The sequence below is a fragment of the Dyadobacter sp. CY261 genome, from assembly GCF_021440085.1.
Taxonomy (GTDB): domain Bacteria; phylum Bacteroidota; class Bacteroidia; order Cytophagales; family Spirosomataceae; genus Dyadobacter.
This window is the reverse complement of the sequence record NZ_JAKCPW010000021.1, coordinates 33,323-54,250: the sequence shown is the minus strand read 5'-3', so window position 1 is coordinate 54,250 and position 20,928 is coordinate 33,323. Positions and strand designations below refer to the sequence as shown.

24 protein-coding genes are annotated in these 20,928 nt (G+C 43.2%); 11 read left to right on the top strand and 13 right to left on the bottom strand.

The genetic code is table 11. The features are described 5' to 3' along the window. Positions 1-10 precede the first annotated feature (10 nt). Complete coding sequence (locus LZD49_RS32420) at positions 11-529, top strand: hypothetical protein (RefSeq protein ID WP_234672426.1); 519 nt, start codon at positions 11-13, stop codon at positions 527-529. 37 nt (positions 530-566) lie between these two features. On the opposite strand, the gene LZD49_RS32415 is transcribed toward LZD49_RS32420, so the two are convergent. Next, positions 567-770, bottom strand: a complete 204-nt coding sequence (locus tag LZD49_RS32415) for a hypothetical protein (RefSeq protein ID WP_234672424.1) — start codon at positions 768-770, stop codon at positions 567-569. A 583-nt stretch (positions 771-1,353) separates the two neighbouring features. Here LZD49_RS32415 and LZD49_RS32410 point away from each other — a divergent pair. Together LZD49_RS32410 and LZD49_RS32405 are read left to right on the top strand one after the other, a co-directional pair. Beyond that, a complete protein-coding gene (locus LZD49_RS32410) occupies positions 1,354-2,079 on the top strand; it encodes a DUF6088 family protein (protein ID WP_234672421.1) in 726 nt (241 codons plus the stop codon). Further along, positions 2,076-3,053: a nucleotidyl transferase AbiEii/AbiGii toxin family protein gene (locus LZD49_RS32405; RefSeq protein ID WP_234672419.1), complete on the top strand. Its 978-nt coding sequence runs from the start codon at positions 2,076-2,078 to the stop codon at positions 3,051-3,053. Before LZD49_RS32410 ends, LZD49_RS32405 begins: the two co-directional genes overlap by 4 nt. Positions 3,054-3,057: 4 nt before the next feature. Here the strand turns inward: LZD49_RS32405 and LZD49_RS32400 are convergent, their stop codons facing one another. From LZD49_RS32400 to LZD49_RS32390, 3 genes are all read right to left on the bottom strand, one after another. Then, positions 3,058-3,435, bottom strand: a complete 378-nt coding sequence (locus tag LZD49_RS32400) for a hypothetical protein (protein WP_234672417.1) — start codon at positions 3,433-3,435, stop codon at positions 3,058-3,060. A 142-nt stretch (positions 3,436-3,577) separates the two neighbouring features. Then, entirely contained in the window at positions 3,578-4,903 is a 1,326-nt protein-coding gene (locus tag LZD49_RS32395) for a radical SAM/SPASM domain-containing protein (protein ID WP_234672415.1), read from the bottom strand. After that, positions 4,860-5,048: a hypothetical protein gene (locus LZD49_RS32390; RefSeq protein ID WP_234672412.1), complete on the bottom strand. Its 189-nt coding sequence runs from the start codon at positions 5,046-5,048 to the stop codon at positions 4,860-4,862. The genes LZD49_RS32395 and LZD49_RS32390 overlap by 44 nt, the downstream gene beginning before the upstream one ends. 172 nt (positions 5,049-5,220) lie before the next feature. Between LZD49_RS32390 and LZD49_RS32385 the strand changes: the two genes are divergently transcribed. Next, positions 5,221-5,469 carry a helix-turn-helix domain-containing protein gene (locus LZD49_RS32385; protein ID WP_234672410.1) on the top strand — a complete coding sequence of 83 codons (249 nt, stop codon included), beginning with the start codon at positions 5,221-5,223 and terminating at the stop codon, positions 5,467-5,469. A gap of 194 nt (positions 5,470-5,663) precedes the next feature. Here the strand turns inward: LZD49_RS32385 and LZD49_RS32380 are convergent, their stop codons facing one another. The 3 genes from LZD49_RS32380 to LZD49_RS32370 all read right to left on the bottom strand — a co-directional run bounded on the left by LZD49_RS32380 (position 5,664) and on the right by LZD49_RS32370 (position 7,117). After that, on the bottom strand, positions 5,664-6,116 hold the full coding sequence (locus LZD49_RS32380; protein ID WP_234672408.1) for a hypothetical protein: 453 nt from the start codon (positions 6,114-6,116) through the stop codon (positions 5,664-5,666). Positions 6,117-6,259: 143 nt separating this feature from the next. Then, on the bottom strand, positions 6,260-6,721 hold the full coding sequence (locus LZD49_RS32375; protein WP_234672406.1) for a hypothetical protein: 462 nt from the start codon (positions 6,719-6,721) through the stop codon (positions 6,260-6,262). Positions 6,722-6,877: 156 nt separating this feature from the next. Beyond that, the gene (locus LZD49_RS32370) at positions 6,878-7,117 is read right to left on the bottom strand and encodes a zincin-like metallopeptidase domain-containing protein (protein ID WP_234672404.1); all 240 of its coding nucleotides are present in this window, start codon (positions 7,115-7,117) and stop codon (positions 6,878-6,880) included. On the opposite strand from LZD49_RS32370, the gene LZD49_RS32365 reads away from it, so the two are divergent. Both LZD49_RS32365 and LZD49_RS32360 read left to right on the top strand, forming a co-directional pair. Then, positions 7,005-8,441, top strand: a complete 1,437-nt coding sequence (locus tag LZD49_RS32365; protein ID WP_310590520.1) for an AAA family ATPase — start codon at positions 7,005-7,007, stop codon at positions 8,439-8,441. The genes LZD49_RS32370 and LZD49_RS32365 overlap by 113 nt on opposite strands. Further along, the gene (locus LZD49_RS32360) at positions 8,425-8,847 is read left to right on the top strand and encodes a hypothetical protein (RefSeq protein WP_234672402.1); all 423 of its coding nucleotides are present in this window, start codon (positions 8,425-8,427) and stop codon (positions 8,845-8,847) included. Before LZD49_RS32365 ends, LZD49_RS32360 begins: the two co-directional genes overlap by 17 nt. Positions 8,848-8,895: 48 nt before the next feature. On the opposite strand, the gene LZD49_RS32355 is transcribed toward LZD49_RS32360, so the two are convergent. Together LZD49_RS32355 and LZD49_RS32350 are read right to left on the bottom strand one after the other, a co-directional pair. Continuing rightward, complete coding sequence (locus tag LZD49_RS32355) at positions 8,896-9,219, bottom strand: hypothetical protein (RefSeq protein ID WP_234672400.1); 324 nt, start codon at positions 9,217-9,219, stop codon at positions 8,896-8,898. Positions 9,220-9,281: 62 nt separating this feature from the next. After that, on the bottom strand, positions 9,282-9,488 hold the full coding sequence (locus LZD49_RS32350) for a hypothetical protein (protein ID WP_234672399.1): 207 nt from the start codon (positions 9,486-9,488) through the stop codon (positions 9,282-9,284). Between the two features lie 1,193 nt (positions 9,489-10,681). Between LZD49_RS32350 and LZD49_RS32345 the strand changes: the two genes are divergently transcribed. Next, on the top strand, positions 10,682-11,323 hold the full coding sequence (locus tag LZD49_RS32345) for a hypothetical protein (protein WP_234672398.1): 642 nt from the start codon (positions 10,682-10,684) through the stop codon (positions 11,321-11,323). An 11-nt stretch (positions 11,324-11,334) separates the two neighbouring features. Then, positions 11,335-12,939 (top strand): T9SS type A sorting domain-containing protein, encoded by a 1,605-nt coding sequence (locus LZD49_RS32340; protein WP_234672396.1) that lies wholly within the window; start codon positions 11,335-11,337, stop codon positions 12,937-12,939. A 120-nt stretch (positions 12,940-13,059) separates the two neighbouring features. On the opposite strand, the gene LZD49_RS32335 is transcribed toward LZD49_RS32340, so the two are convergent. The 3 genes from LZD49_RS32335 to LZD49_RS32325 form a co-directional block, all read right to left on the bottom strand. After that, positions 13,060-13,563: a fasciclin domain-containing protein gene (locus LZD49_RS32335; RefSeq protein ID WP_234672394.1), complete on the bottom strand. Its 504-nt coding sequence runs from the start codon at positions 13,561-13,563 to the stop codon at positions 13,060-13,062. 274 nt (positions 13,564-13,837) lie between these two features. Then, positions 13,838-15,976: a T9SS type A sorting domain-containing protein gene (locus LZD49_RS32330; RefSeq protein WP_234672392.1), complete on the bottom strand. Its 2,139-nt coding sequence runs from the start codon at positions 15,974-15,976 to the stop codon at positions 13,838-13,840. A gap of 514 nt (positions 15,977-16,490) precedes the next feature. Next, a complete protein-coding gene (locus LZD49_RS32325) occupies positions 16,491-17,189 on the bottom strand; it encodes a hypothetical protein (protein WP_234672390.1) in 699 nt (232 codons plus the stop codon). A gap of 594 nt (positions 17,190-17,783) precedes the next feature. Here LZD49_RS32325 and LZD49_RS32320 point away from each other — a divergent pair. After that, positions 17,784-18,509 (top strand): DUF6088 family protein, encoded by a 726-nt coding sequence (locus LZD49_RS32320; protein WP_234672388.1) that lies wholly within the window; start codon positions 17,784-17,786, stop codon positions 18,507-18,509. Then, positions 18,506-19,483, top strand: coding sequence for a nucleotidyl transferase AbiEii/AbiGii toxin family protein (locus LZD49_RS32315; RefSeq protein ID WP_234672386.1), 978 nt, complete (start codon positions 18,506-18,508; stop codon positions 19,481-19,483). The genes LZD49_RS32320 and LZD49_RS32315 overlap by 4 nt, the downstream gene beginning before the upstream one ends. Here LZD49_RS32315 and LZD49_RS32310 read toward each other — a convergent pair. Next, positions 19,451-19,795, bottom strand: a complete 345-nt coding sequence (locus LZD49_RS32310; protein WP_234672384.1) for a hypothetical protein — start codon at positions 19,793-19,795, stop codon at positions 19,451-19,453. The genes LZD49_RS32315 and LZD49_RS32310 overlap by 33 nt on opposite strands. Before the next feature lie 139 nt (positions 19,796-19,934). Here LZD49_RS32310 and LZD49_RS32305 point away from each other — a divergent pair, with 139 nt between their 5' ends. Continuing rightward, on the top strand, positions 19,935-20,153 hold the full coding sequence (locus LZD49_RS32305; RefSeq protein ID WP_234672382.1) for a hypothetical protein: 219 nt from the start codon (positions 19,935-19,937) through the stop codon (positions 20,151-20,153). Positions 20,154-20,928 lie beyond the last annotated feature (775 nt).

Here is a 20,928-nt window from a genome sequence, read left to right as displayed (position 1 = left end):
ACCCCCTCGAATGAGCAAATTTTCAATCCCCGAATTTTTTAGGCCCAAAAATGGTGTCTATTTCTGGATGACCATCTGGCCTCTTGCCGCCTTTGTAGGAACTTGGTTCATTTTAAAATTCCAAAACCTAATCGAACATAAGGCTGCGATGTTATGGATGACAGGATTAGCCTTGGCTAGCGCAGTCTTGGGTATGGTATTCGCGATTCCAAAGATTCTATCTGCTGAACCTGACTCGAGCAAGCAACAGAATACACGCAAACTATTACAGGAAAATACCAATCTGTTTCAAATATCGGATTGGCTGACCAAAACGATTGTCGGAGCAGGATTAGTGGAGATGAAAAGCATCCCTTCGTATGTGTTAAAAGTCGCAACAAGGATGTCGGAAGGAATAGCCCTTAAAGGGAATGTGCTAGGGGCGAGGTCATTTTGTGCAGGTATTATAGTATACGCACTTAGTATGGGATTTATCGTCGGCTACCTGATCACCCGCCTTATTATCAATCGAATTTTAGACGATCAGTAGTCAAGCGGGGCAAAGCGCTTTGCCCCGCTTGGATGAATTATTCCTTTGGTTTATTCTTGCGGATAACCAGAGAAATCTTTTGTCCGAAAACTTCCAGCGATACGTTCATGCCGTCTTCGTCGACGTGTGCCCAAGCTGCGCCTGTTTTGTTCCAGTCTTTCTGGTCACTGCCTTTCTTCTCTGTCAGGAAGTAAACAGTGTGGGTCGGGTATTTCTTTTCGGTTTGGTTTTCTTGTGTCATCGTAATCTCCTTTGTTTGTTGGTCGATGATGGCAGCAAAACAGCGCAAAGAAGACGTGAAAGCTCCCCGAAGCGAAGGGGAGTCGTTAGATGATTTTTTTGCAAAAGCGAACAAAATCAGGGATAAGCGCCGTCACGGATTTTGGGCTAGGCTGACAGCATATATTGACAGACAAACAAAGGTTCATTTCAATGACTGCATTAAACCTTCCGGAATTAAATAGAAAATTCATCCCACTCCTGCAACCTCCAAACGTAAAAAGAGCTGAAGTACAACACATTGCCTGCCGCCTAGGATGGGCATTTTATAGCAGTGCTTATCGACCATACAGAGTCATTGGCTAGGTTAACTGTCAGCCGCGATCTTTAAAAAATCTGCTTGACGTTAACGATCATTAGACGGAGCGAAGGAGTTTCCCTAACCGGGATTTAACTGTCAACGGAAAGAGCGTAGATTTTAACACTTGTAAGATGTTCACACCTGAACGAGCCATCTTTCTTTGACACCTTCTTTTTATATAAAATTGTCCAGTTTTTTGCAAAAAATACTGGACATTGATAACGATGTGTGCTATACTTGCACTATGAAAACCTCTGATTATGTAGCGCTTGGCGTTGATAAACTTCCTAAAGGGTATGTGTTTACCTATGAGAGCCTGATTGACAACGTCAATCAGCGTGAGGCCGTCATTAAGGCGCTCAACCGTATGGTTTCAGCAGGCAAGCTGGCAAAACTGGCAAAAGGCAAATACTATAAGCCGGAGCAAACCCCATTTGGTACGTTATCACCCGATGTCAGCGAGGTCGTTAAAGATCTTCTCGAAGAAGACGGCAAATCGATTGGCTATCTAACTGGGCTTAGCATCTATAACAAACTTGGCCTCACAACACAGGTCAGCAATATTATTCAAATTGGAAGAAATGATATTCGTTCCCCCTTCCAAAGAGAACGATACACCATTTCGTTCGTCAAACAAAAAAATACCATTACCAAAGACAACATCCCCTTGCTGCAGGTTCTGGACACGATACGGTATATTAAAAAGATACCCGATACGTCCATCGAATCCGCTCTTGGGCGGCTAATAGCTCTTATAAAGAGCAATTCTGAGAAGGAAATGTCACGGATGATGCGACTCGCCTTGAAATATCCGCCATCTACAAGAGCACTGCTCGGAGCCCTATTGGATCAACTGGGTATGGATGCCATGTCGGAAGCTCTTTGCCCGACATTGAATCCCATTACGCAATATGAACTGGCGGGAGCTAGTAAGGTTCTCGATTACACGGACAAGTGGAATATCAAATGAACTTACACGAAAACAAAGCACTTTTCCGACAAGCGATACAAGCGACGGCGGATCGTATGCGCATTCCGGCTATATATGTTGAAAAAGACTACTGGGTAACCTACGCGCTCTATACCATTTTTCAAAATGAAATTGGAAAGGAGACCATCTTTAAAGGAGGCACCGCGTTATCCAAATGCTTCAAAATGATCGAACGCTTTTCCGAAGATATCGACTTGGTCGTTCTTCGAAACGAACGTGAGACGGATAACCGTCTTAAAACGAAGCTCAAAAATATAAGCGCCTCAATTGAGCGCGTCCTGCCCGAAATCGAGCTTGACGGACTTACACACAAAAGAGGTATGAACAGGAAAACGGCCCACACATTTCCAAAAGAGTTCGCCGGCACGTATGGTCAAATAAGAGATGTGATTGTTCTTGAGAGCACCTGGCTCGGCAATCATGAGCCATATGGAGAGCAAACAATCATTTCATTTGTTGGCGACATGATGCTGGATGCAAACCAAGAACAAATAGCTATGCAGTACAACCTGCTGCCATTTACGGTTCAGGTTCTGTCACCGCTACGAACTCTGTGCGAAAAAATCATGAGCCTTGTCCGCTTTTCCCATACGGATACGTCCATAGCAGATCTCCGGAAGAAAGTTCGCCATATCTACGACCTTCATCAACTATTGAACTTGGAAGAATATTCCCAATTCCTTCAATCTGGCGACTTCGAGAAAATGTTGATAGAGGTCGGAAGAGACGACTTCAAAGGCTTTCGAAACAACAATCAGTGGCTCAGAAAACATCCGATGGATGCCGTGATATTCAGCGAGCTAGAAAATACCTGGAATCAGATTAGGGACGCTTACACAAGGGAGTTCAGAAATCTGGTCTTTGGCACACTGCCGGATGAAGCATCCATTCTAAATTGCCTAAAACTCATTCAGTCCCGTTTAACGACGATCTCGTGGATTGAGTTTGAATGACCACCTATGAGTGGTGACGTGAAAACCATTGCAAACTACGTTCGGCGACAAACTGATTGTTGTAGATATCGCGATACACCAGCCTTACGTCAATAATTGACAATTTGCCTCTCACCAGATCAATCTCTTCCGGTGTCAAAGAAGTCACATTTTTCGCAAAGACGTCCATCTGTCCGTTGGGTGTCAACACCTTCTTGATCTCGCTATCAATGCTGGCCGAGAAAAATGACCGGCTATCCAAATCCAGGTATTCATCAATTTTTGAGGAAACTTTTCCTTCCTTCGAAAATGAAAGGCTTTCAATGATCATCGGCCCCAGACCACAATTTTCAATCTGTACAGCGAGCTGCGTTTTCTGATCGACAAATTTGATCTGGCCCAAAGGCCTTAAAGATTTTTCGTTGTGGGTACGTTGTAGGTATAATTGATAAAACGTAGCGATAAGTGCTAAGACTGAAATAGCGATTGCCACGCTGGCCTTCCTTTCCTGACTATCAGGAGAAATGGGTTGCAGGAGATTGTAGTTACATGATCTGATAATCTCGAAGTAATTTCAACCGCTCTTTTGCCAGAAGGTCATAAATGCGAGGGATAAATTTATGATAAATACTGCATTGGGGGTCCTTGCCATTGACACGGTATACAGGGCACCCACTGGTGCACACTGAACGGTATTTGCATATTTTGCAATCGCTGGACCGATTCGTCTCGATATGTTCGCCCTGCTCGATCATATCAACCAGGTCCATCTCCTGATCGAAGATGGAGAACGATTGCTGGGTATCGTCACCGAACTGAACATGGCAGTAGTGCATTGAACCGTCCACGTAAATCGCCCCGCCAGAAAACCCGGACGCACAGGTTTGGAAGCCAAGCTCTGCGGGTTTGAGATCACAGAACTGGTGTTTCTGCGAAAAGCGCCACCCGTTGTCGATCGCCATCTCGGCGATCTTATAAGATTCCAACAGTTCCAGTTCCAACAAGTCCGGATCAACCGGAGTACCTTTCACAATTGAATATCGGAAGGGAATATCCAGGTCAATTAAATAACGGGTTAGTTCGGGTAATCCTTCCAGATTCTCATTGGCAACGACTGTATTGACCGACACCCGGATATCATTGTCTATCAACGTCTTTAAATTTTGCTCGACTCGCGCGAATGTTCCATTCCCGGAATGAAACGAACGCGTCTGGTTTTGATACTGCGCGATACCATCCAGGGAAACACCGAAACCAACGTTGTGTTCTTGCGCAAACGAGACAATCTCGTCATTGAGGACGGTGAGATTGGTGAGGAACGAGATTTCCAATTCACATCCCAGCCCATGCAACCGGGTTTTCGCTTCACGAACAAATTCCGCCCATTTTTTGAATTGCAGCAATGGTTCGCCCCCGGCAAAGCGAAGCTTGATACTTTTGATATCCTTGGCGGCGACTGTTTCAACGAGCTTCCGAAGCAGTTGGCTACGGACGGGTTCACTCATGCCACCGGTGCTCTGCAACGTGGAGATATAGCAGTACCCGCAAGACAGGTTGCATTTGTTGGTCGTATGTATCCATATGTTCAGTGCATCTGTGCTATCAGGCCTGCCGGGCTGTCTGAACCTGTCGTCAAACCGCACGATTTCGGTACGTGATAATTGTGTGAAATACTCCCGTAATGCCAAACCATCCAGACCGAACCTTTCGGCCAGCCTGGAAACATCCGTTTTGCCATCCACAGCCGTCAGGACATCATATTGCCTGGAGTTAAGGATACGCAGTGAATTGGGGTAAAAACAATTCACTGCGTAGAACTGATTGCTATCAATGCTCCTGACCAGCAAACCGGGCGATTTCTTCGGTATCAATTTGTACGCGGTTTGAGGTAGAACCATAAGATACGCAGTCGCAATCGTTGTTTACCTTGGCGAAAAGCTGCAAATCGGTTTGTACGGCTTGCCCAAGCGCAGATAAGTCGTCGAAAAGCAGATCTGTTGAGGTTGTGTTGATCATGTCGGTTAGTTTTTAATTGCATTAGTGCCATTACGTTCTACGCAGTGAGTGCTCTACCCCCCCACAAAGGGGCACTTACTGCGATGTTTACAAAGATAAGAATACGTCCAGATGTTATAAGATCTTATAACATATTTTTTACTCAAAACTTCTTCATTCGCGAAAAAACGGAATGAAAGAAGATCGAGATCTATCAAGGCTGAAGGAAATCGGACTGTACCTCAAAGAATTGAGGAATCAGGCCGGATTGAGTCAAGATGAGCTCGCGGCAAAATGTGACCTGACGAAAAGCAATATCAGCAACATTGAAAACGGCAAAAAAGATTATTTCTTCACCACATTCTTGGAATACGCAAAGGGCTTGGAAATGCATCCCCAAGCACTCCTGGCAAAGGATTTCGACTTCATCTCACAGTACTAGCTGCTTCTGAACCAGAAGGAAGGCACACGCTGGCGGAAGTAGTAAAGCGCTAACAACATCATCAGTAAGGGGAATCTTCTCTGAAATTTTAAGCATTTTTGAATTCAGTTCCGCATAGCGTCAGGCTTGGGAAACCCGTTTTATCCGTCACATAGAGAAGTAACAAAGCACCCGTTGGAATATTCTGGCACGGCCTATTCCTTCACTTTTTTATCTTTCTGGACTGATTTCTCGTGCGGTTTTTTATCAAACGCACTAATCTCCCTTGATTTAATTTTGGATGAACTCAGCATGCTATTAAACCTTGTAGCAGGCTCCTGCGCCTTTTCTCCTTGCCAAACACCATTGATTCGAATGCTCGCGCTGTCGTTTACCCAACGAGCAAGATCCGGATCTTCAGGCGCCATTTCCTCTTTAATGCAGTTGAGAATCTCTCGCGCATAGGCGTTTCTCGCATTTTGCAACATAAATGTATGCCGCGCCTTGATATCATAGCGAAAACGCTCATTCAAGACCAAAGCCTCGCCCATGTCCGGCAAATTGCGAATAGTTTCATTCATTTGCTGGATTTGCAAACTCGCGGAGTAAACAAGGTCTCCGATGTGTGAGTAGGGTTCTGGAAAACTGTCATCGAACTGCTTTGGCATGGGTTTTAACTTTAAAGTGCCGAAAATTAGTTCAGCCGTAATAACCGGATTTCCCTTGGTTTATGGGCTTTAATCGCAATCTAACATTGTAAAACTAACGACCTGTTGCAAACCCTGGGGCATCGATCGATTTTGGAAGGATTCTATTTGTGAATAATCCGCTCCATTCTACCAGAGTCCATGGAGGCCGCTTCCTTCTCCAGGTATTCTATCCGATCAGGTAACGCCATCAAATGGATCATTCCAGGCGTCTCGGTAGGAAGGCCTTCTTTCTTTAATAACATTCTTCCCAGAAACACAACAAGCCCGTAAATGAGTACTCCGAATACAAATTGCAGAACGACCTTTGCAGGAAACTCAGTCACCAAATCCTGTTCTTTCCCAAAATAGTGTCCGGTATCAAAAAAATGATCCTTTTCTAGATCGTATCCAAGAATTCTACCGTCGTCACGCAAAATACGAAAGCCTAGACCAATCAATTTCAAAATGATAACCTTATGCTTCAGCGTCAGAGGGTCATCTGCGAATTTGGGATCGATAAGGGTTCTCCATACTGATTCAGAAATCCGATATTCCTTTTCCTGGAAGTTGTAGATTGTATCCATGAAGCCCTATTTTTTTGTTAGCTACCTCACCATCAGTTACATAAATATACGTAAACCGATTTTGTAACAAAACTTCTTCGTCACAAACATCGCAACAAAAGACATTAGAACTTTACGATTGCAGCAATATCGATGATCGATGTTTCAACCAGTTGCCTATTGGGGCGCAAACAGGAACTCAACCGCTTTTTGAGCATGTGACGCGGCGGAAAAAATAAACCGTTTGTCGTCTTTTAATACTTTCAACCATGACTGGATATAGGCGGCATGCTGCTCTTCAGGCATTGGTTCAAAATCTAACGTCACGCCGAGAAAGCAAGCCCCAGTTCTGCCACCAGTTCTTCTTTCCGTTACGGTCGTCGCCCCAACCTCGCAAGCCTCGCGCGGCGTACTCAAAGACGAAGGCTTTGACAAGGTCGAGACCGTGGCACAGCTGCTGGCCGATAAGAAGATGCAGGACAGGCTTAAAAACCAGGTGCTGTGGGTTGACGAAGCGGGGCTGCTCGGTACTCGCGACATGTCTGGACTGATTGATCTGGCACACCGGCAGAATGCCCGGTTGATACTAGGAGGAGACACCAGGCAACACGCTAGTGTTGCCCGAGGCGACGCGTTGCGTATCCTGAACACCGTGGGCGGGATAAAATCCGCCGAGGTCAGCAAGATTTATCGACAAAAGGGCGAGGCTTATCGATCTATCGTTGAAGATTTATCAAGAGGGAATGTCGCGCAAGCTTTTCAAAAATTGGACGATGCCGGAGCGATCAAAGAAATCGACCCACTCGGCCCCAATACGCAATTGATAGACGATTATGCGGAAACTATCCGGAGCGGGAAATCAGCGCTGGTTATATCCCCAACGCATGAGCAGGGTCATGAGATCACAAAATCGATTCGGCAAAATCTTCAGGAATCCGGACATCTTGGCAAAAAACAGGTCGAGGCAAAACAGTTCGTCGTTTTGAACCTGACTACCGCGCAAAAAGCGGATTGGCGCAATCTGCAACAAGGGCATATAGTACAATTCAACCAGAACCGCGCCGGGATCGGTCGCGGTAGTATCTGGACAATCACCAGTAGTACAGACCACAACGTCTTCATTAGAAAGGAAGGGGATGATGAAATTATCCCACTCCCTACGGAACATAGTGACTCCTATGATATTTACAGGGAGAGCAAGATAGCACTTGCCAAAGGTGATCTCATCCGGATCACCCGCAACGGGTTCGACAATCAGAAAAAACGGCTGAATAATGGTCAGATATTGCAGGTCAGTTCAGTCAGGAAATCAGGTGCTATTGCCCTGCACAATCCGGTCAGCAAAGCGGCTTACAGGCTCGATCAGAATTTCGGACATCTGGCTCATGCCTATTGTGTTACTTCGCATTCATCACAGGGCAGAACGACAGATGAGGTATTTCTACATCAGCCCTCCGCGACCTTCGGAGCAACGGATGCTAAACAAATATATGTGTCTGTATCGCGTGGGCGGGAGCGTATCAGGATTTATACCGACTATAAGGATGCGCTGCTCGAACATGCCAAAAAAATCAGCGACCGCAAATCAGCGATTGAGCTGATCGTCGGAGCACGGGAAGCTGCTATGCAGCATGTGCGCGAACAGATGGAAAAACGTCCCCTTCAAAAGGAAAAGGAACCTATCGATATCCACAAACCTATCCGCGTAACTAAAACCAAGGACCATGAGCCAAGGATTTAAATTGCGATACGACCAGCTCCGCGAAGGCAACCCGGCCCGGCCACAGCCGGAGCCGGAAGCCGAGCCGCAGGCCGAGCGGGAACAGCCCATCTCGGATCATGCATTTTACGAAACAGACGGCTCAGTTCGTAATTTGTGCCTGATCTGGCAAGATGGCAGGCAGATATTATTCAACTATGCCTATCTGCTTCCCGCCGAATTCTATCCTGGTCGTGACCTCAATGAAATTATCCTGAATTTTTCGGGATACCTTGTCTCATTGAAAGGTTACATGCTGGAGCCGCTCTTTATACAGCTGCGCGATCATCGTCCCCGGGTTATCCAGGCCGTAGACCCCAGGTATATAACCGAAGGTGATCCACGCGAAAGTATCGTCATTGAGATACAGGTGGCAAAACCGGAATGAACCGTCTGGATTTCAAAATGATGGGCCGTTTCCGGCCCATCATAAGGTCTAAAATGTATAAGGGTTATCGGAAGGGAAACATTTGTCGAGAAGCCGGACAATCAGGCGCGGGAGAAAGTCTCGCGGATTATCGTAACCGATCCTGGCCGTTTCTGGAATTTGCTCGATGCCTTCCTTCTTAATTGAAACAATTATCGCGTTGTGTAGTCCGTCCCCAATTACTCTGGCTTCGAAACCTGCTTCGGTCAAAGCGGCTTCAACCGTCCATGTTTCGACATGTCCGTCGCCATCGCCGAAGCCGAATTTATCGAACGCTTCCTCCCAGTTCCAATGGAAGTCTCCATCACAAGTGTCGCATTTTGATATGGGCATGAATTTTCTCCTTGTTCCTTGAAAAATGAAAGCCGGGCAGATTGCTCTGCCCGGCTTTGGGTTTAGTTTTCTTTTGGCTTGTATTTGCGCATCGTCAGCGGGATTTTCTGGCCCATCAGATCGAGCGAGATACTGAATCCCTCTCCGTCTGCGTGAATCCAGGCAGCCCCGACTTTGTTCCAGTCTTTATTGTCGCTGCCTTTCTTATCGGTCAGGAAGTACAGGTTGTGGGTCGGGTATTTCTTTTCGGTTTGGCTTTCAGTTGTCATCAGCAAATCTCCTTTGTTTTGTTGTTGATGATGGCAGCAAAATAGCTCGTAAGCACAGGACAGCTCCCCGAAGCGTAGCGGAGTCGCAGATGGTTTTTTTATGCAGTAAAAAAATCAGGGATAAGCGTCATCCTATGCGTTGAGCTATGCTGACAGCATATATCGACAGACAAATCAAAGAAGATTTACTTGCCTACGTTAAGCTAAGTGGAATCAAATACCCGAAGCGTCGAAATTTCCACCGCTAAAAGTGTGATGAAAGGTCTAGCATAAGTCCGGGACTTTCTCTCTGCAACCCAGACAAAAGGTGCATCAATGGCCCCATAAGCCAGGGCTCTCGCACTGAATGAGTTGATACAATTTAAACAAAAGCTGGCTGACTGGAAGGTTGCATCCATTGATAATGTCCGACACATAAAAATTTTAAGCCTTACTGTACCAGTCTCCCCGACCAACAGGCGTTATTCGTCCATCGGCGCTTCAAAATCAGATCTAAGTTGAGACTGTTGATACGGATCTGCCTTGGGATCTCCACCCCCAAAGCGCATCTCCATAATGGAAAAGGCCACAGGAGCTTCAAGCCCTTAGGGAAAATGATCCGCTCCTAGCGGTAGAGTGATCTGCATTTTATGTAACGGAACATTATTTTGGGGGGGGCGTTTTGACCAGTTATCATCAATCTTCTTTCTTTGTTAATGATGTCAGCAAAAGACGGTAACAGCTCCCCAAAGTGAAGCGAAGCCGTCAGGTGATCTTTGCGTAACAAAAAAATTCAGGACCTCCTGCCATTAGATTAATTCTACAATCGCAGCGAGATATCCATCCAATTGAAAATTCATTCTTCTCACCGTTCATGATTCTCTAATGAGCTTGCGGCATGTTTTTGCTAATAGATACGCCGAGTTTTACTAGCAATCAGACTATGTCCACGATACAGTGAGTAAATGCTGTGCCATGCGGATGTTGCAAAGTGAGGCCCAAATGGTACGGGGCAAACATAAAGTTGTGATAAATATAGTAATTTGTAACCGAAAAAATATTTACAATAACTCCCTTGTTTATTAAAAAATTCGACATAACATTGTAGCAATATTTCTATTACAATAGAGGTATTATCTCCATAAGCATCCTACACTTTTTGTATTTCGCTAGAAACACCTCGGGGCGTAACGCATTCCTATTATCCAATATTTATGAAAGTTACCGATTCGTACAAGTACGCAATAGTTGTTCTTTGTCTGCTCTTGTCAACAAATTCAGTTGCACAAGAAGAACCGAATAATGAAAAAAAAACACCGCTCTATAAATATGATTTAAGTATTGATCTGTATCAGCTTTTTTCAAATGGCGAAGCTACCGTAATGCTACGTTACGGATCTTGGGAAAAGGGAGCACTCAGAGCACAACTTGGAACCTCTTATTTCTCAAACAGAGAAAATAATTCTTCTCAATTTGATACCATACCTCAGCCACCAAGTTCAAAATTCAAATTTAAAACTGGAAACCTAAACTTACGAATTGGGTACGAATTTCATAAGAGCTACGATAAACATCAAATATTCTATGGTTCAGACATCGGATATGGGCATTACTTTGCAGACAACAGTTACATCAATGTTGGCGTTGCAAAAAATAACAAAATTTCGCTAACCCCATTTTTTGGAGTGAAGTATAAAATTATACCCAGATTGTCAGTTTCAATGGAAATGGCTCTATCTATGGAATACTTCGTTCAAAGTCAGTTCAACCATTTAAATATTAAACAAGGAGAAGATAAACAGCTATCGATATCATTTTACCCACTTCGATTTTTAAATGTCTCTTATCATTTTTAACCTTTATCAGCATGAAAGTTAAATACGTCATCATTTCAGTCATTCTCTTATTGATTTCTAATTTGACCTATGGGCAAAATCCAACTTTAACAATCGGTTGTACTGCTCCGGTAGCGAACAGTTTCGATGGCCGCCCAAATGGCCAGGGACATGTTTACGTTGCGGTGATTGCGCCGTATGCAAATTGTGGATTCTCTGGCGCTTCATGTAGGTTTAAATGGGAAGTTACAAATGGGAAAATTGTCGGCGCATTACCAACATCTCCCGGGCAACTTGAAGCAGATCAGCTAAATGCTATCACGGTGCAATGGAATAATGTAAACAGCCCAGGTAAAGTAAAGGTAACATCAAGTGCATCAAGTATTACTGGATGCTCAGACTGCCCCGGTTTGACGGCAGAAAAAGATATAAATATTAAGTACCTGGGAACTCCTGGCTCTATAAAAGTCAATGGTGTGACTCAGTCGGGCTCCGTCTCAGTTTCATGTGTTGGCACCAATATTACCTTGTCGGTAGATCCAGTAACAAACGCAACCAATTATCAGTGGGTAACACCGTGGGGAAACTATAATGGTCAAACTGTTAGTGTCACCACCACTGCAAATTTATCCGGAGGTATCAGGGTTTTAGCAAGTCGGTCCGATGTGCCGAGTTTCACTACTAATAGCGAACTATTTAATGTCTACCGCGAAACTCCTAAACTGGATGAATTAGAAGCCGCACAGGCAGTTTTCTGCAATACGTCCCAATCGCTTAACGTTACTGCTACATCCGAATACTATCCACCATACGGGTCGGACGCTTTCATCTGGACCACCACAGGGGGTGTCAAAGTAAATGGCCAATCAGGTACCATAATCACTTCAAATGCTTCCACCGGGGAAGTACATGCTACAATTTCTGCCACCTCTGATGGAACGTACTCTGTCCGTGCTTACAACTCTGTATGCGGAGTTTCAAGCGACAATGTTGAAACGAGAAACGTGTATTTTGGCCCGCCCGCATTGAGCAGTGGTTGGTATGAAACAAATGGTTTAACATATGGCCTCGCGGAATCAGAAGATCCACCTTACCCAAATGCTTTTTGTTACACAGGCCCTTCCTCACCGGCAATATCAAAAGTCAACTATTTAAGAGCAACTGGTACAACTTGGACCAAAATATCTTCCACTCCCGCCAATATGCCGTGGGCACCAAATCAATACGGGGGGTTGGATGTTACCTTTAAAGCAGTAAATCAACAAGGACTGTTCAGCGTGAATTATTCAAATATTTGCGGGAATACGACAAAATTTTTCGGATTTAGGTCCATCAGCTGCTCTCAGGCATTGACAATTTTTCCCAACCCCTCGACTCAGAACACAATCACAATTGAATTGGAAAATGTAGAAAACGAAGATGTAATGCCACAGAGCATTGCTCTTTTCTCGGAAAGATCAACATCGCCAGTAAAAACTGTATCGGCAATTGATGTTTTCAAGAGAAAGTTATTTAAAGATGACAATAAAATTGAAATTGACACCCATGGGTTAGCAAAAGGTGTTTACTACCTTCATATCGTACATGGAAAAATGGTCAATAAGGAAAAGGAAAAAATAAGGCTGCTCATCGAATGAAACACAGGAAAATGATTAGTTAATATTTCATTCTGAATGTTTCGCACAAAAATTAACGTCCAGAAACTAATAAAGCCCACAAGATAATGTGGGCTTTATTAGTTTCAATGGCATTGGATATTATTTAATTTTTATTAAAACGCTATCTATGACCTGTATTAACCCGTTACTAGCACTAACATCCTTAGTTACGACCCGATTCAAGTTAATCAATATATCACTATTTTCTGCGTCCTTTGTCACAGCGATCGTTTGTTTATTAATATTTGTCAGCTGCCCCTTTTCAAATCCGGAATAGTTCAATTGTTTGCCAAGTAAATGATACTTGACGAACCACTTTACTGAATCTTTTGGCATTCTTAAAATTGTCGATGCATCACTTATTTTTATCTTCTCTAGCGCAGAATTGCTTGGCGCAAACATTGTGAAAGTTCCGATAGCAAGTGTGTCAGACATGCCAGCATATTGTATAATGGACTTCAATGTTGTGAATTCCGGATTACTTGATATAATTTCAATTATTGACTTAGATTTCACTATATCCTTCTCACTTTCACTGCATGAAAACAATGACAAGGCAAACCCTCCAATAACAAAACAGCCAGCGCAAAAATATTTTCTCATATAAAAATTAAATTAATGATAATGGTTGCAGATACGTCTTAAAGCTTCAAATTTGATGATATTCCTTGAAATAAATAAGGTGAGGTTTATACAGACATTGTGAAACCCGTGTCATATCGTGTCTCAAATCTACGAAAAAATACCCGCTTCCGCTTCCATGGCCGCTCACAACAACATGAATTCCTAATCCAGTGAGCTACTATAGTCAATACAGCACCAAAAAAGCCAGGTGTAGAGCCACCCGGCTTTTGGTCACACAATCACCCATGAAGCCCTATTTCAATAGGACTTGAATTTTTTCGATCGTCTTGGAATTTGCATAGGTAGCGTGTATAAAATATTTGCCTCTGGCAAGTTCCCTTACATTGAACGACACTGAATTACTTGCCGACTGCCCCGTAGCCATTTTTGACGTCTCAACCGAATGTATTGGCATGGTAGACTCTTCGCTGTATAATTCTATTTTGCTTGGCATAGCTCCATTCACTTCTATCGTAATAACATCCTCAGCTGGATTTGGGTAGACGGATAACAGGGTTGAGGTGTTCCGAAAACGAGTGGTGCGTGAAGAACTGCCGCACGAATTAGTAGTATTAATGTTGAAATCAGCTTGCTGGCCAGAATTCAATGAAAAGGTATACTCATGACTGTCACTAACGTAACCATTGATAGAAGGGGTCACACTCCATGTTGTACTACCACTGATGATATTTGTTCTTACCCAGTAAAAGAATGGAGATGCATTTACATTATTTACCGAGAGTACAGACGACCCTGCACTTGTCCCTGTTACACCATAAGTCATATACGTTAGGACCGGTGATCCGACCCAAATATTTTTTACTTTCGTGAGCGCCACACAGCCAGATAAATTTATTGTCGCTGTGATGGTAATTGGTCCGCTGTAATTATTGACACGTGTCGCAACGCCGCTTGAAGTAATCGTTAAACCTGAGGAATTACTCGATGACCACGTTACTGACATTCCAGCAGGAAGATTGACAATACTAAAATTTCCAGAAGAGCAGATCAAATCGGGGCCGCTAAGATAGTGTACCCCTATTCCATTCATTGTCGTCGGATTCGCCGTTTTGGGGTCAAGCCAATTACTGAGCCTTGTTCCATTTGTTCCGTTTCCTGTCCATGACCAATCAAATTTGCCATACCAGTCGACTCCTCCCTGCGACGGCTCACATACCGAGGTACCGCCATGCAATTGTCCAATTATTAAGTTATTCTGATTTAACAGCGGCCCACCAGAAGACCCACCTTCGGTAGCTCCCAAAGTCCACTGAATTCCCCAGTGGCTATTGTCGACAAGTGCCCCATCGACCCAAGCGCTCTGGGAGCTGAAAGTAGCATTAGTACTTTTTGCAACTTTCATTACGTCACCGGACGGATGGTGAAGAGTTGCTACATTAGAAGTGGGCAGTGTGGATCGATCCCAACCTAAGTAAGTCAGCGCTGAAGACCCAAATAACCCACTTGGTTGGGAAAACAATTCCAAAAGCAGGAAGTCTGACGTAATCCCGTTTGCGCGGAACGTGGCACCATTAAATGTCAGATAGTTATTTGCGTCCTGCGTTGGATCACATTGTGGGCTCCAATACTGGAAAATAAATCTCCAGGTATTAAAACCTTCGGCAAGTGCGCAATGGTTCGCCGTTAGGACATATGGTTTGTTGTCGTTACATGTGTTATTTACTAATGATCCGGAACAGATCGCAGTACCATTACCGGAAAGGATGAGACAGATCGCATTTCGTTGAACCGAATAGCCATAGCATAAAACATTTTTATTATCCTGACAATTCGCAGAATCTCCAAATCCAAATACCTTACTAATTGACTTATACCCGAAGGCCGCACTACCGATAATAAGCTGAAGCTCAGGCCTCTCTCGCAAAGGAAGTTTAATTTCAATCCAAATTTTTCCGCCGTTAAAAATAGGACTACCCCACTTCAAGTCTGCCTTATTTTCATTGCTTGTGATAGGCCCTGCAACGGTTCCCTTTCCGTTGTAAATATGTAGCTCACAATGTCTGGGAAGCCAGAATCTCTCGAAGCTAATACTTACTGTCGTAGCCTTAGGAAGGTCGATAGCAAATCTCCCATATGCCGTGTCACCTCGCACCACCCATTTAGCATCTTTTGCAACGTCTAGCTTCGCTTGTATTAGAGTTGCAATGCGGTACCCTTTTGATTCTATACCTGCGCTGTCTTCCTTAAGTAATCGTTTTACTTCTTCTTGCGATGGACCAACCAGTGTAACAGGATTCTCTGAATAATTGATTCCATATATGCCGGAAGTCAGATCCATCTTTGAACTTTCAAGACTCTTCGTCACGATCTGAGCTGACGAAAATTTAACGCCCACCAATAAGGCTAGAATTTGAAGATAAAATACCCGCATGTCATTTGTTCAATTAAAGGTTCCAATTAAAAATTTGCAACTCGATAAGCAATAATTATTTGTAACCACAATTAAACAAAAAAGTTCGAACTGCAGTTTACGACATTGTAAATTCTCGCAATTCGACAAGCAAATATTACAGTTCTATTTGTTTAATATATAAACCAGATAGAAATCCTATCTACAACTAAGCAATTATCAATAAGACAATACTGATTCAGATAAGCCGGCATGGATGAACCAAAATAATTCCAGACGTACGAACGAAGCAAGAGGCCAGAAGAAAATGCAACACGACTAATATTGCTAACATTAAAATGGTTAGACCTTGTTTATCCATTTAAAAGCTAGGAAATAAAGCTGTCAGCAATAATGCCAAAAGTAAGGTAACCAAGAAATCCCTCACTATGAGGAATGTGCAAAACCTAGACGTATTCTGACGCCGTTCTCAATTCGACCTGGTTAGAACTCTTTTGATTATCGAAGGTCAAGCCTTCATAATGGTTAGTGTCGATTATTTTGCCGGCTTATTTATTTGAAAACTTAAATTTAGGGAAATATTCTTCCTTGAAATTTGCCTTTGGATAAATGAAGATTGATCGTACAAGGTTGCTTTGTCTGTCAGTGCGTCGCCCCAGTAGTCCTGATACTCAGCAGAAAAAATAAATCGATCCATTTTAACACCTATTGCTCCAATCCAGGCAGGCACCAGCGCATTGAAGCTTTCAGGATTCCAACTATGAAAATCTAAATCAGCATATTGATGCCGGAACCGAATGATTCTATCAGCTTTAAGTCCTCCATCCACAAAAATCTTGGCATTTTTTCCATGAGACAGATAGAATCGTCCAGCTACTGCCAATGCGAGCGAATTATGCCATTCTCGATATTGTTTACCTCCTCCAACCTTACTTATTGAGTACTGAAGGAGTTGGTCGTTAACTTGCAAGGAATGAAAACTTAACTTGGAATATAGCGATGCTATACGATTAAAACGCCGTTCAAACCAAAAACCACCGCCGATGGCATAAGCTGATCTGGCAGAACCCCGCTCATCTGGCAAATCGCCCGCAAGATGATTGAATGTTTGATCAAATTTCTCGAACGAATATTCGGCATTCAATCCGTAGTTCCAATTCTGCGGTACTTGAGCCACAGAAGTTACACATGCAATCAAGTTAGTCATTAGGAACAAAAAAGTAGATCTTTTCATAGTAATATCGTTAGTCGGAAATTAGGTTAAAAGTAGTAAATAATACGGTCGTTTATGCACATGTGACCTCAGGCTACAAAAGCATGTCTCGTTTCTAATTTTGAGCATGTGTCCCGAAGGATGGTTTTGACGAAAATAAAAGATCACATCACAGTTGTTTGAACTTACCGACTCCATTATTACTCAGTCATAAGGTCTTCAAAATTTCACCCAAATGCCTTCTTGATTTGTTATCTTTTTGTGAATTCTTCAGGTGCAAGGATCAATACATGCGGATCCGCAGACTTATTTCATTCATCGACTTTACTAACTCACATTTTCCACGATTTCTAAGATTTCATTCATTTTGCCTTGCAACGTTCAGAGTATATGCATGATTGACCATTACCCGTACATTCCTCCTACTACTGGCTTTGACGTCCGCAATATGGAATCCTTCACGATATTGATTGACTCATAGGTATTCGGTAAAAGCATTGATCTATACTGCTCTTTAAATGCTTTTTGCGACGCCAATGTATTCCAAATTAAGTATGTCCAGTTTTTTTTTACAAAAAACTGGACAATTTCCGTCATTTACAGTATACTTGCTGTATGAAAACCTCTGATTATGTTACTCTTACCGTAAGCAGATTGCCCTACGGCCATATATTCACCTATGAGAGTCTTGTTGATGATATCAACAAGCGGGAGGCAGTCATCAAGGCGCTCAACCGATTGGTTTTTGCGGGTAAACTCGCAAAGATGGCAAAAGGAAAATATTACAAGCCGGAACTAACTCCATTTGGCACATTACTGCCTGATGTCAGCCAAGTTGTAAAAGATCTTCTTGAAGAAAACGGCAAGCCAATAGGCTATTTAACGGGCCTAAGCATCTATAATAAGCTTGGCCTTACAACCCAGGTCAGCAATATTATCCAAATCGGCAGAAATGACATCCGCTCCCCCTTTCAAAGAGAACGGTACACCATTTCGTTCGTCAAACAAAAGAACACCATAACCAAAGACAATATCCCCTTACTTCAAATTCTGGATACAATCCGGTATATTAAAAAGATACCCGATACCTCTCTAGAAGCCGCACTTAGACGGCTCATAGCTCTTTTAAGGGTTTATTCAGAGAAAGAAGTGTTACGAATGATGCGACTCGCCTTGAAGTATCCGCCATCTTCCAGGGCACTGCTCGGAGCCTTGCTGGATCAACTAGGTATGGATTCCGCATCAGAAGCTCTCTATCTTACACTGAATCCCATCACGCAATATGAACTCGTAGGCGCTACTCATGTTCTCGATTACACGAACAAGTGGAATATCAAATGAACCTGCACGAAAACAAAGCACTCTTCCGGCAGGCAATTCAAGCAACAGCGGACCGCATGCGAATTCCCGCCATATATGTTGAAAAAGACTACTGGGTAACCTACGCACTTTTTACGATTTTCGAAAATGAAATTGGCGATGAGACGATCTTCAAAGGTGGCACTGCTCTATCTAAATGCTTCAAAAAGATTGAACGCTTTTCCGAAGATATCGATCTGGTCGTTCTTCGCAAGGAAGGTGAAACAGATAACCGCCTTAAAACCAAGCTCAAAAAAATAAGCGCTTCCATTGAGCCCGTCCTGCCTGAGATCGAGCTGGAAGGACTTACACACAAAAGAGGCATGAACAGGAAAACGGCCCACTTATTTCCAAAAGAATTCGCCGGCACTTATGGTCAAATAAGAGATGTAATTGTTCTCGAAAGTACATGGCTCGGAAATTACGAGCCATATGGGGAACAAACTATCGTTTCATTTGTCGACGAAATGATGCTGGAGGCAAACCAAGAACAAATAGCAGCACAGTATAACCTGCTGCCATTTACGGTTCAGATTCTGTCACCGTTACGGACTTCGTGCGAAAAAATCATGAGTCTTGTCCGGTTTTCCCATACGGGCACGCCCATAGTGGATCTCCGGAAGAAAGTACGCCATATTTACGACCTTTATCAATTATTGCAACTGGAAGAATATTCCCAATTCCTTCAATCCGCCGAATTTGAGAAAATGTTGACAGATGTTGGAATAGACGATTTTAAAAGCTTTCGGAATAATAATCAGTGGCTCAGAAAACATCCAATGGATGCTGTGATATTCAGCGATCTGGAAATTACATGGAATCAAATTAAAGATGCTTACACACGGGAGTTTAGAAATCTGGTATTTGGCAAACTGCCGGATGACGCATCCATTCTAAATTGCCTAAAATCCATTCAGTCCCGTTTAACGACGATTTCCTGGATCGAGTTTGAATAATCTTGTCTGTGAGTGATGACGTGAAAACCATTGCAAACTACGTTCGGCAGTAAACCGATTGTTGTATATATCGCAATACACCAGCTTCACACCAACAACCGACAATTTGCCTTTCACCAAATCAATCTCTTCGGGAGTCAAAGAAGTTACATTTTTCGCGAAAACGTCCATTTGGCCATTTGGTGGCAAAACCTTCTTGATTTCACTATCAATGCCCTCCGAAAAAAATGAGCGGCTATCCAAACCCAGATATTCATCAATTTTTAAAGAAACCTTTCCTTCCTTCGAAAATGAAAGGCTTTCAATGATCATAGGCCCCAGACCACAATTTTCAATCTGCACTGCGAGCTGTGCTTTCTGATCGACAAATTTGATCTGGCCCAGAGGTTTCAATGACTTCTATAAACCGTGTAAATTGATTGCGATCTCCCTGCAACATTTTGAACGGTTTATGCAGCTGAACCCAGACATGGACGAGGTCTACTATATAGCAATGCGGGAGACGGCTACCTTTCAGGCAAATTATATTCGCAATGCCACGAAACGGAACGGCTATCAATTGCTCAAAAAATTTAGCAGAGATTTCCCTTACCTGTATAAACATACCGATCCTGCCGAACTGGAAAAGATCATGTCGTTACCAGCAGGCCTGATACCACGCCCTTGCTGACAGGTTTATTGCCTAAGTTGGGTATTGATGCTTTTCTCACGCTTTGTCCGGAGCCGAGACGTACCAATACTTGTGTCCGATTGTTCATGTCCGTCAAAGAGGTGATGGTGCTAAATAATTGTAAGTCTGGTGTTTTTTCGAGAAGTCCCATAAACGGGAAAATCTGAGAGCCGATAGTGCAATTGAGGTAGTGAGTACGCGAACCCTTAGTGTGCGCGTTAGTATAACAATTATTTACCGGTAATAAATTTGAATATTTGTATATTATATTCACTGATATTGGAAGTAGTCTGAAAGAGCTCAATATCACATAAAGGTGTATTCAATTCCAAGCTGCCTAGCGAGAGTTTGCAGGATTTTTGTTTACAGGCTTACGTTTTGGAGCTACATCAGATACCGCCATAATCCAAGGTTATTTCAGATAATTGCATCAGTGTTTGCAGATGAAAACTTCCTTATCTTGATGTGCTTCAGTTCTATTATTATTCCAAGTTGGTCACAAAGCGTCCCGGGTCCTTTTGATACCAACTCGTTTAGTGTATTGAATGACAAGAGGACTCAGCTGAATGTGTTAATACCAGACCTCGAGTCTCAATTACTTAATTTCTCAACGGACTATCGGGATTCTGCACGAATACAACAGATCGACATTGTTAGAGAGTTTCTACGAACTCTTAACGCTCGTTGATTTTCACTCATTGGGACAGGCTGACTGGGTTATATACGATGGATTGACAAACGTGAAACGGCCCTGACGTGCTTATGGCTGTGAATA